Source organism: Mariniflexile litorale (assembly GCF_031128465.2).
In the GTDB taxonomy this organism is placed as follows: Bacteria; Bacteroidota; Bacteroidia; order Flavobacteriales; family Flavobacteriaceae; genus Mariniflexile; species Mariniflexile litorale.
In genome coordinates, this window is the sequence record NZ_CP155618.1 from 2,518,253 (window position 1) to 2,530,000 (window position 11,748).

The window sequence follows — 11,748 nt, forward strand, 5'->3', positions numbered from 1 at the left end:
CTTGTTGGCATAGACTTGCAATTTATTTAGCTAAACAAAAAGTGTAACAAAAAGTCTATTTTTGTGTCTTATAAGAAAATCATCAATCATTATGAGTTTCTGGAGAGTTTTACTGTCTATTATTTGTCCGCCTTTAGCCGTTATCGATAAAGGCTGTGGCTCTATTTTTATTGTCTTCCTATTATGGCTTTGTGGATGGGTTCCGGGTGTTATTGCAGCCTTGGTTATTCTTAATAATCCAAAAAATTAAGCTTATATTTGCCCTGTAATTTTTAAATTTAAAATATGAATAGGTTTTTTTCCTTTGTAGTTTTGGTTATTTCAATAATGTTAACTGGTTGTCAGTTTTCTGAAAATATTTACATTAACGAAGATGGTACAGGTAAAATGGAGTTTTCGTTTGATGGTACACAACTTATGCAAATGGCTGGCGATAAAATTAGCGAAAGTCAAGAAAAAGCGATTGATTCAACCTTCAGTTTTAAAGAATTATTCCATACTATGCGTGATAGTATTTCTAAACTATCGGAAGAAGAGCAGCAAAAACTAAAGAGTTTAGAGCCTTTTAAGATGCATATGGTAATGAATCCTGAAACCTCTCAAATGAAATTTGATATGTTTACTGATTTCAATAAAGTAAGCGAACTTCAAGATATGTTTAAAGCTATGAAAAACTTTGGCGATATGAAAGGAAAAGAAAAAGCTACTACTTCTAGCAATCCGTTTTCTTCTTTTGGAGGAGATGGCAGTACTGAGCTTGATTATAAATATGATGGTAAAAGATTTAAACGTACAGCCAAAATAATTGATAAAGAAGCTTATAAACAAGTAACCGATAGTTTAGGGCAAATGGCTATGATGTTTGGGTCTTCAACATATAAATTAAATTATCATTTCCCAAAGCGTATAAAATCGGTTTCTAACGAAACAGCCATGTTTAGCAACGATAGAAAAAGTGTTACCATAGAATATGGTTTTATGGATTATTTATCGAATCCAGAAGCCTTAAATTTAGAAGTTATTTTAGAAGACTAGTGCTTTGAATAAAACCATTGAAATACAAGATTTAGGATTAAAAGATTATAAACAGACTTGGGACTACCAAGAACAATTGTTTAAAGGAATTGTTGATGCCAAAATAAAAAACAGGAAAGATAATACACAGTTAAAAACTAATAATTATTTTTTGTTTGTAGAGCATCCGCACGTATATACTTTGGGTAAAAGTGGCGATTTGTCTAACCTGCTTTTAAGTGAACAACAACTTACGGATAGAGGAGCATCTTTTTATAAAATAAATAGAGGTGGCGATATTACTTATCATGGACCTGGACAAATAGTGGGCTATCCAATTTTAGATTTAGATAATTTTTTTACCGACATACATAAATACCTGCGCTTTTTAGAAGAAATGATCATTTTAACGCTTTCCGAATATGGATTGAAAGCAGAAAGAAGTACAGGAGAAACAGGCGTCTGGTTAGATGTTGGTACACCGTTTGCACGCAAAATTTGTGCTATGGGTGTGCGTGCAAGTCGTTGGATAACTATGCACGGTTTCGCATTGAATGTGAACACAAACTTGGGATATTTTGATCATATAATACCCTGTGGTATCCGTGGTAAAGCCGTTACTTCTTTAAATGTTGAACTAGGTGTTGATAAAGTTGATGAAACTAAAGTAAAAGAAAAACTGCTAAAGCATTTTAAAGCACTTTTTGAAGCTGATTTTTTGTAATTTCAGATTGAGTTAGTAGGTTTCATATAACAACTTTTTCTTTGATATCCTCAGAATAAACAGAACTTTCTCCCACATACCCAGGTATTCTCCCTTAGAATCGTAAACTGAGACAACAGAATTACAAAGTGAACAACAGTTTTTAAGATAAAAATAGTTTGACGATTATATCTGGTTTGTGAAACATAAATTTATCTATTAGAAGCTAATTATAAGGTATGGTTGCGTATGATAAATGATAGTTTTAAGAAATCTTCCTCAATATTAAATTATCTTTATACAATATATTTTATAATTACACTTTAAATATTTGACAGAAGCGTTTAGATTAATAGAATTGTTCACTAAGTATAAACAAGATTGTGAAAAGCTAATAGATACTGCTTTATTCTAATATTTAAAGAAGTACCTTTACAGAGTATTATTTGTCTGTTGATATTAATTTTCCCTTCACACAAATTTAGCGAATTGTTGAGGTTTTTATTTCTGAATCCTTATTTTGATTAATGAAAATGCTAACAACCAACTTAATACCCATTTATAGTGTAAGTAACTATTTCATAGTATTTTAATCTTTCGGTTTGCAAATGTCATTATCTTGCAATTCGTTTCAATTTAAAAAAGCATATTTTATAAAAAATTTGCTATTAATAGTTTCATAATCGTAACGCTGACTATCCGCATAAAGTAAAAGAGCTAGTAAATTAAATAAGTTTATTTTATTTTTTATCCACCATACAAACGGCAGGAATTATTAAACAAGATACCGCCACTTTATACACCAACAAAACAACAAATGATAATAGATTTAAACGTAAACAAACCAGAACCTATTGTTGTATCTGGAAAACAAGTAGAATTGTTTAATCGCGCTACAGATATTAAGCTAACAATTAAAGTTTTAGAAGCTGGGAACCATATATTAATAACAGCGTTTTACAGTGATGGATTGTTACTTCTTAAAAAGTTGCAAATGCATCTTAAAAGAAAGTTGCCGAACAAGTCTTTTTCCGAGCAACGTGCGTATCGGTCAGCATATCATAAATTGTCTAATCTTATTTTAATAGAGATTGTAGACCATAAATTAACGGTAAAAAAATCACCTTCTATTGGTTGGTTAGAAAAGCTGTATCCAGAGATTAGCGATTTTTTATTATCCTTTCCTCAGGTTCAAGGTTTGAATAGCGCATGGCAATGGTATCAAAATGGTATTTTAATTCCTGTATTGCGAAATAAACTACACCCTTATTACGGCACTTATTTTCCAACGCGTTTTGACCATTTGATACTTTTCGATAATTGGTTGAAAAGGTATGAAGGGGCTAAAAAGTCGGCCATTGATGTTGGAATAGGGAGTGGGGTACTTTCTTTTCAAATGATAAAACACGGTTTTCAGAAGGTTTTTGGTACAGACACAAACCCAAATGCTATTGTTGGACTCAGCGAGTTTATGGCAAATACCAAGTTATCTAGAAAAATTGAATTAAATTTCGGTCATCTTTTTGGAAATTTGGAAAAGCAGACCGAATTAATTGTTTTTAATCCGCCTTGGTTACCTATCTCTCATGATCAGGATAGAAATGACGAAGCTATTTATTATAATGAAAATCTATTCCCTGATTTTTTTGAAGGAGCAAAAAAAAGGTTGTTACCAGAAGGAAAATTAGTTGTTATATTTTCAAATTTAGCTCAAATAACGCATGTAGCAAAAAACCACCCAATAGAGAAGGAGTTAGCCGAAGGAGGGAGATTTCAATTAGAAGCGTGTTTAAAAAAATCAGTAAAAGTTGCTTCTGAAAAAACAAAACGAGAGCAACACTGGCGTTCATCTGAAGAAGTAGAGCTTTGGGTACTGACTAATTAGTACGTTTTTGGAATAGTTAACGAAATTAGATGTTTTCTTATAGGATCAAACTAATTTTCCACATTAAAAAACACCTTATAATAATGCATTTTCTTTTCATCATCATAACCACGTTCTAAATATTCGGCAGAAGCATCAGGTGCATCAATATCAAGTTTTATTTGTATGTTGGTATCTAGTTTAATATCGGTTTTAAACTTTTTCTTTTCTTTGTTAACCACACTTTCGGCAACATCAAATTGGTTCCTAATTACTAAGTTTTTTTCGTCTTCAAACGTTTTTTTATAATCTTCAAACATGTTTTTATGTTTGTCTTCTTCAAAAAGTTCGTCTTTAAAACGTTCAATATTTACAATTTCGTTTTCTTTAAAAAAGTCGATGGTTTTTGCTAAAAAGGTATTTTGTTCTTGTGCACCATAGGTGGTTTTTAAAATCTCGGTCGAAAAATCTTTACAAAGTTCTATATATTGTTGGGTATGGTTATTGGCATCATCGGCATATTTTATATTTAAAAATTGGTTTATCCAATATTGTGCATCATAACTATTATTGTCTACACTTAAAACAATGTTGCCTTCGGTATCCGTTTGGTTTAAAATCAAGCAGCCTTTATCTACTTTTTTACTGCTAATACCTTTTTGTACCAACACATCGTAACTATTGTTTTCTAAATAGGTTTGAAAGAAGTTAACTTTACTTTCAATTTTAAAAATGCCCAAGGCGTTGGTGGTAATTTCGTTAAACTCGATCCCTTCAAACATAACAACTAAAACGTCGCCCGTTTTAATTTGTGAGGAAGTAGATTGCTCGAATAAATGGGTAACGATGTGTTTTGAAACATCTATAAAAGCTTCTTCATCACTGAAAATTTGTGTACTGTAACTATTAATTTCGTTTAATGTAATATTAGCATGGTGGTTAAACCTGTAGCTTTGTACCACCGAACCAAATGGACGCAATAAAAAAGGTAGCATTAAATCGTAACTAGCTTCATCAAAATCTACTAATTTTTCTGAAAAGGCATTTTTGGTATCGTTGAATTTGTTACCAACTTTATGGATGATGAATTTTGATATAGAGGCGTTTTTTCTTGAAATCATGGTTTGTTTATTGATATTGCAATACTATTAAATTAACTTGGAATAGTCATAAAAAAAGAGCGCCAAAGTATAACACTTTAGCGCTCAAGATTCAGGGGCTTTTCGATTTGGTTACCGTTATATTTATACTCTTTTCATCCATATTTATTAATAAATATAGAGTGTTCACTAAAAAATAATAAAATTTTCTAGCCAGTATAACTTTTAATTAAATGATATTTAATTGATTTTTTGAGATTAGTGAGATGAATTGTTGTTAATAGCAGGCATAAAGATAAAAATTACTTTTTCATATGCAAAATTATATGAAAATACTTTGATATATTTAAATAAATAAACGAATGATTCAAGGATCAATTGATCCGGTACAATAGGATGGAGTTGGCATCGCCTTTAGTTACAAATTCCAAACTGTTGTCTTTATCTATATTATCTAGTGTTATTTCTGAATTGCCATATACAGGGAAATTAGGTAATAGGTTTCCTAGGCTATCATACATAGAAACTTTTTGAGTTTGTAAATCGGTAATGGCAACATAAATTTTATCTTTAATATAAAATAGTTCGGGTCTTGTATATGTGCCGTAATCTAGTTCTATAGAATTGGTTTTAATCGTTAATTTGTTTTCGTTTAGTGTTACCAATGTTTTACTCGAAGCCTCCAATTTGTGCTTTTCTCCAAGATTTAAATTTTGAGTAGCAACACCACCTTGAGTATCTACAGAAATTAATTGTCCGTTTGAAGTTGTTGTGGTAAAAGCATCGTTATACAAAAAGATGGGTTGATTTGAAAAATTAGTAGATGTTTTAGGTGTAATGCGTGTATTACCGACTCGATCTATTATATATAGTTTGTTTTGGGTTTTAAATACAATATAATCTTTACCACGTAATCTAAAATGTTTTGGTTGACTTATAATAACATCTTTTGCCGAATTAAAATTGAAACCGTTAACCGTTTGGGCTTTTACATCGTACATTAATATATTTTTGCCTTGGGTAACTAGCAGACGATACTCTTTATTTCTGTCGTAATCAAAAACAGATAAAGGTTGTGTGATTTCATCATTAAAATTACCTGGAAACGGTGCGACATCTTTACCATTTCGATCAATAACATAGACACGGTGTGGTGTTGCAAACGCTAATTGTAAACGGCCATTTTTAAAAATATCAATTTGTTCTATGGTTCCTAAAACAGCACCTTCAAGTTGTTTTTTCCAAAGAATTTTTCCTTTGTTAGAAATTAAATAAAGGTTGTTTTTAATGTCTTGTACAACAATTTCTTTTGTATTGGTAAGATGATTGGTTACAAATTGAGGTTTGTTTAAAATATTGGAAGCTAATTTGATATTTAATTCTTCTGAAACCGAGTTTTGAGTTGCTCTAATTTTACTCTTTTTTATAATAGCATTTACATGTGCAAAATTAGAATCGTAAATAAATTGTAATGCAGAGGCACTGTAATTATTAAAAGTATCATCTAAATTATCTTTAAAATTTTTATCTAAAATAGATTTTAAAGATTTATTGTTAACCACCAGAAGTAATGAAGATGCATTGCTTAACTGTTCTTTCGTATTCTTAAAAGCATCTAACTCGTTAAGTGTGGTTTTATTTTGGTAGTTGGAAATAATGTTTTGTAATAAGTCTAAATGGCTAGAAAAGACAAAAAAGTTATCTAAAATACAATATCTATTGGGGTTTATGTCGTTAACTAAAGGCGAAAAAGTATTGACAAATAATTTAGGCTGGCTAAAACTATATATTTCTACGCCTCTATAAGTTTCCGTAACAGTTTGCTCGCCAATAAGGGCGTCTTCAGTGTCAATAAAATCGATAGAATTTAATACAATGGCACGACTTTCATCTTGATAAATAATGCCAACTTCTATAATATTATCAAAAATTGATAAACGGCTAGTAATTGAATCTTTCTTTTTAAATGTTTTTAAATTGCCTTCAATAGTTTTAAAATTCTTGAAAGAGAAACTCATAAAACCATCACTATCAAAAGGTGTTATATTTTGAGTTTGATTTTCTTGTGGGATGGTGTTTTTAAAAATGCTATTAAGAATTTTTGTAGAATCGGTTGCTTTAGTAATCCCATTCATATAAATATAGTCTTGGTTTACATCTACGTCTACGGCTACATAATTGGTAAAAGCACTTAAGTTTAAAGATTCTTCTATAAAAAACGATTTCACAAAAGGCGAGTTGGCATTTATGATAATAGAAAATGTTTTATCATTGCTCGTGGAATTATAAATTTTAACCAGTTCTTCATTCATATAAGAATTGGTAGAAACTGTATTTATAAGGTCTTTAGATGAGGCTGCCAAAAAAATACTGTCTGTTACTGTACTATAAAAGGTGTTATTATTGTAGGTAGATTTTATAAGTGTTTGTTTTTTATAAGTAAGTTTTTCTTCAATATAATTTTTAAGAGAATCACTTTTGAATAATTGGGGAGTGTATTTTGTTATGATGCTAAATTGAAGGCTATCTTTTTCGTCGTTTGAAAAACAAATAAGTAATTCGCCATTGGGTTTTAAAAGTTTTAAATAATCTAGATTGTTTTCTAAATGTTTATAAGCCGTAGTTTTAGAAAATTTATCTAAAAAATCACTGTTCTTAATACTGCTTTTTAAATCTTCAAGATTAGATGTTTTAATAATGATAGAGGCATTTTTTGGAACAAAATCGATAAGACTAAGACTATTTTTTTCAACTTTAGAACAACTAAAAAAGACCAACAATAAGAGGGTGAAACCAAGGAATCTCATAAAACAAATTAATTTATACAAACCTACATATTTTTCAATTTATAGCATATAAAAAATAAAGCAATGTAAGTGGTTAAATATCTAATTTTAATTGTTCGGGTAATAATCTAAACGATTTTCTGTGATACTTAGTAACGCCATATATTCTTATGGCTTCTCGATGCTCTTTAGTAGGGTAGCCTTTATTTTGTTTCCAGTTATACATGGGGAATTCTTCGTGAATGGTGTTCATATATTCATCTCTATATGTTTTTGCTAAAACAGATGCTGCGGCAATACTTAAATATTTTCCATCACCTTTAATGATGGTCTCAAAAGGAATATCGCCAAAAGGTTTAAATCTGTTCCCGTCTACAATTATAAATTCAGGTTTAGGGGTTATTTGGGTAATAGATTGATGCATGGCTAAAATGGAAGCATTTAGAATATTTATTTGGTCTATCTTTTCTTGGAAAACGTGTGCAACACCAAAAGTTAGTGATTCTAATTCTATAATAGGTCTTAATAAATCTCTTTTACGTTCACTTAATTGCTTAGAATCATTTAAAATTGAATTTTTAAAAGTTGGCGATAGTATAACTGCAGCAGCTGTAACCGGACCCGCCAAACAACCCCGTCCAGCCTCGTCTGTACCACATTCTAACTCGAAATTTGAATGATTTTTTAATAACATTTAGAGAATAACATGTTTAAATCTATAATTTTAGTCAATTTTATTTTGGACTTTATGGTTAATAAATATAATATTTTAGAAAGTATAATCACCTATTTGAAAATAAATAGTCAATTTTATCTTTTAAAGATTGTTTATACCTTAAAGTAAGCCAGCAAATATAATTGGCTTTCTTTAATTTAAAATATTTACGTACACTTAACGTTCAAATAATTACTTTTGCTTCGGGAAAATTCAATTTTATTAAGAGTGTAACCAAAAACGTGTTATCTACTCAAATTTTATGTATGCTAATGATATCTAATAAAAAAAGGGTAAATAAAAATAAACATGTCATTAAACTGCTTGTTGCAATTTTTTTAATATTACAGTTCAACCAACTTTTTGCTCAAAACAAACCCAAAAAGTCCAATCGATTAGGTAGAGAGCTAGGAATAGTAGAACCTAAAGATTCGCTAGCCAAAGAAAATCTTCCCAAAATAACCGATTACTTAATTATTTCGTATGCAAACGACACGACTTATGTAGATACCACGCTATCCATAAAAAAAGAATATAAATTCAATTATTTAAGAAAAGATAATTTTGGATTGATGCCTTTTTCAAATATGGGGCAAACTTATAACAGTCTTACCTATAATTTTCAGAACACCAACTTAATGCCAAGTTTTGGAGCGCAAGCAAAGCATTTTTTCTATATGGAAGTTGAAGATATTAACTATTATCATGTGCCAACCCCACTTACAGAACTATTTTTTAAAACAGCATTCGAACAAGGGCAACAAACCGATGCTTTTTTTACTGTTAACACATCGCCAGAATATAATTTTTCAATAGCCTATAAAGGCTTGCGCTCTTTAGGTAAGTATCAAAATATATTAACGAGTAGTGGTAATTTTAGGTTTACATCTAATTATGTAACTAAAAACAAAAAATATAATGCAAAGGCGCATATTGTAACTCAAGATTTATTAAATCAAGAAAATGGAGGTTTACAGGATGATAATGTAGTTTATTTTGAAACGGGTGATCCCGAATTTTTAGACCGTTCTATTTTTGAGGTTAATTTTGAAGATGCCGAAAGTATGTTAAAAGCTAAGCGCTTTTATTTAGATCATGCCTATCATATAATAAAGAGAAAAGATTCATTATCTAAAAACAAACTTAATATTGGTCATATTATATCTTTTGATGATAAATATTATCAATACAATCAATCTTCAGCAAATAGCTTTTTTGGTGATGCCTTTAAAACATCAACATTAAAAGACCGCGCAACATTAGAAAGCTTTTATAATCAATTGCAATTAAATTACAGTAATAACATATTAGGCGATTTACAATTCAATATAAGTAGTAATAATTATAATTATGGTTATGATAAATTGGTTGTTTTAAATGGAGAAAGGATAACCAATAGGCTTAAGGGTAATATTTATGCAGCAGGTGGTCAATATCATAAACAATATAAAGGTTTCGAATTAAAAGGAGAGTTTGGTGTTAATATTACAGGAGATTTTGATGGTAACTTTTTAAAAGGTACTGCAACCTTTAATTTAAATGAAGACATCGCAGCATCGGCGTCCTTAAACCACAGTTCCAAAGCTCCCAATTATAATGCCTTATTATATCAAAGTGATTATATAGCGTATAATTGGCAAAACAATTTTAATAATATAGAAACGCAACAACTCGCATTTAAATTAAAATACAAAAACTGGGCAAATATTACGGTCGATTTAAATACCATAAACGATTATGTGTATTTTAAAAAAGACGAAATATCACTACAAGTAAGACCATTTCAAAACAATGCCACCATTACCTATTTAAGAGCAAAGTTTGAAAACGAAATTAAAGTAGGTAAGTTTGCCTTAAATAATACGGTGTTGTATCAAAACATGCAAGACGATAACCATGTTTTAAATGTGCCAGAATTAACAACACGGAATACGTTATATTTTTCTAGTCATGTATTCAAAAAGGCCATGTACTTGCAAACGGGTGTGACTTTAAATTATTTCACAAAGTATTATATGAATGCATATAACCCATTGTTAGCTGAATTTTATGTGCAAACTGATCGTGAATTTGGAAATTTCCCAAGATTAGATTTCTTTTTAAATGCAAAAATCCGCCAAACTAGGTTGTACTTTAAAGCGGAACATTTAAATTCTTCATTTACGGGATACAGATATTATTCATCACCTAATTATCCTTATCGAGATTTCACGATTCGTTTTGGTTTGGTTTGGAATTTCTTTTTATAGTTTTTTGATGAGTTTTTTTTCTTTAGTTTGAGCATTTGGTCACAATTTTTTATTTGCAGCTATTAAAAAGTATCTCCAGGATATACTTTAATGGGTGCAAACAGATATATACTATATATATGTATACTAATAGTTTTTTCTAGAAACGCCCGTTCTATATTCGCATAACCCAGTTCTTTTATATTGTTTTGGGCCTTTTAGGGCTAAAAAAGGATAAAAGTTATAGATTGGTTTGTCTCTAGAAAAGGCACTCTAAGCACAACTTCTTTGAGTTTTGGTTACAAATAGGTTTGTGTTTCAAAAAACTTTAAGATGTAACTAATTGAAAACAAGTCATTAGAATAAAAAGTAAAAAATAAATAAAAAAAAGGTTAAAAAAGGCATTGTAGAATAAGAAAAGGGTGGTATGTTTGCAGCCGCTAAAAACGGCATTAGTTGTTGAGGCAAACGTTCATAAACAAGTATAGATATTTTGGTTTTTAGTTAATTAAATTAGCTTAAAAAATAAATCAAAAAAATATCAAAAAACTATTGTAGAATTAAAAAAAGGGTTGTAGGTTTGCAGCCGCTAAAAAGGGCATCAGTCTGGTTAGCGAAGTTCTTAAATAGGTTGTTAGATATTAAGATTTAGAGTTTGAAAAAAAACTTTCAAAAAAAAATATTTAAAACTATTGTGAGATTAAAAAAAGGGTTTTATATTTGCACCCGCTTAGCAAGGAAACGAGCTAAGAAAAGATAAAAAAAGTTCATAAACATATTGAATTGACAGCGTAAGATTTTAATTGGAAACGATTAAAATCAACAAAGAGAATAAACAATTTTGAGTACTAGAAATTCCGATTAGTTGTTAACAAGAACATTTTAAATGTTCAATACAAATTAACGATGAAGAGTTTGATCCTGGCTCAGGATGAACGCTAGCGGCAGGCCTAACACATGCAAGTCGAGGGGTAACAGGGAGCTTGCTCCGCTGACGACCGGCGCACGGGTGCGTAACGCGTATACAATCTGCCTCTTACTGCGGGATAGCCCAGAGAAATTTGGATTAATATCGCATAGTACTATTGAATGGCATCATTTAATAATTAAAGGTTACGGTAAGAGATGAGTATGCGTTCTATTAGCTAGATGGAGTGGTAACGGCACCCCATGGCGACGATAGATAGGGGCCCTGAGAGGGGGATCCCCCACACTGGTACTGAGACACGGACCAGACTCCTACGGGAGGCAGCAGTGAGGAATATTGGACAATGGAGGCAACTCTGATCCAGCCATGCCGCGTGCAGGACGACTGCCCTATGGGTTGTAAACTGCTTT

8 protein-coding genes and 1 rRNA gene (1 of these 9 running past the window's edge) are annotated in these 11,748 nt (G+C 30.6%); 6 read left to right on the forward strand and 3 right to left on the reverse strand.

Annotation, left to right across the window (positions count from 1 at the left end; genetic code table 11):
- The first annotated feature begins 91 nt into the window (after positions 1-91).
- From QLS71_RS10295 to QLS71_RS10310, 4 genes are all read left to right on the forward strand, one after another.
- Positions 92-250: a YqaE/Pmp3 family membrane protein gene (locus QLS71_RS10295; RefSeq protein WP_209653349.1), complete on the forward strand. Its 159-nt coding sequence runs from the start codon at positions 92-94 to the stop codon at positions 248-250.
- A gap of 35 nt (positions 251-285) precedes the next feature.
- Positions 286-1,035 (forward strand): hypothetical protein, encoded by a 750-nt coding sequence (locus QLS71_RS10300; protein WP_308993809.1) that lies wholly within the window; start codon positions 286-288, stop codon positions 1,033-1,035.
- A gap of 4 nt (positions 1,036-1,039) precedes the next feature.
- Positions 1,040-1,738, forward strand: a complete 699-nt coding sequence (gene lipB, locus QLS71_RS10305) for a lipoyl(octanoyl) transferase LipB (protein WP_308993808.1) — start codon at positions 1,040-1,042, stop codon at positions 1,736-1,738.
- 796 nt (positions 1,739-2,534) lie between these two features.
- Complete coding sequence (locus QLS71_RS10310) at positions 2,535-3,602, forward strand: methyltransferase (RefSeq protein WP_308993807.1); 1,068 nt, start codon at positions 2,535-2,537, stop codon at positions 3,600-3,602.
- A 50-nt stretch (positions 3,603-3,652) separates the two neighbouring features.
- Here the strand turns inward: QLS71_RS10310 and QLS71_RS10315 are convergent, their stop codons facing one another.
- From QLS71_RS10315 to QLS71_RS10325, 3 genes are all read right to left on the reverse strand, one after another.
- A complete protein-coding gene (locus QLS71_RS10315) occupies positions 3,653-4,702 on the reverse strand; it encodes a nucleoid-associated protein (protein ID WP_308993806.1) in 1,050 nt (349 codons plus the stop codon).
- A 353-nt stretch (positions 4,703-5,055) separates the two neighbouring features.
- Positions 5,056-7,488: a ribonuclease HII gene (locus QLS71_RS10320; RefSeq protein ID WP_308993805.1), complete on the reverse strand. Its 2,433-nt coding sequence runs from the start codon at positions 7,486-7,488 to the stop codon at positions 5,056-5,058.
- 73 nt (positions 7,489-7,561) lie between these two features.
- The gene (locus QLS71_RS10325) at positions 7,562-8,161 is read right to left on the reverse strand and encodes a ribonuclease HII (RefSeq protein WP_308993804.1); all 600 of its coding nucleotides are present in this window, start codon (positions 8,159-8,161) and stop codon (positions 7,562-7,564) included.
- A 293-nt stretch (positions 8,162-8,454) separates the two neighbouring features.
- Here QLS71_RS10325 and QLS71_RS10330 point away from each other — a divergent pair, with 293 nt between their 5' ends.
- Positions 8,455-10,431 carry a putative porin gene (locus tag QLS71_RS10330; RefSeq protein ID WP_308993803.1) on the forward strand — a complete coding sequence of 659 codons (1,977 nt, stop codon included), beginning with the start codon at positions 8,455-8,457 and terminating at the stop codon, positions 10,429-10,431.
- An 882-nt stretch (positions 10,432-11,313) separates the two neighbouring features.
- A 16S ribosomal RNA gene (locus QLS71_RS10335) occupies positions 11,314-11,748 on the forward strand (it continues 1,083 nt past the right edge of the window).

Bases quoted from the DNA above. Each gene is read 5' to 3' on its own strand.
- QLS71_RS10295 (WP_209653349.1), top strand. From the start codon at position 92: ATGAGTTTCTGGAGAGTTTTACTGTCTATTATTTGTCCGCCTTTAGCC.
- QLS71_RS10300 (WP_308993809.1), top strand. From the start codon at position 286: ATGAATAGGTTTTTTTCCTTTGTAGTTTTGGTTATTTCAATAATGTTA.
- QLS71_RS10310 (WP_308993807.1), top strand. From the start codon at position 2,535: ATGATAATAGATTTAAACGTAAACAAACCAGAACCTATTGTTGTATCT.
- QLS71_RS10315 (WP_308993806.1), bottom strand. From the start codon at position 4,702: ATGATTTCAAGAAAAAACGCCTCTATATCAAAATTCATCATCCATAAA.
- QLS71_RS10320 (WP_308993805.1), bottom strand. From the start codon at position 7,488: ATGAGATTCCTTGGTTTCACCCTCTTATTGTTGGTCTTTTTTAGTTGT.
- QLS71_RS10325 (WP_308993804.1), bottom strand. From the start codon at position 8,161: ATGTTATTAAAAAATCATTCAAATTTCGAGTTAGAATGTGGTACAGAC.
- QLS71_RS10330 (WP_308993803.1), top strand. From the start codon at position 8,455: ATGATATCTAATAAAAAAAGGGTAAATAAAAATAAACATGTCATTAAA.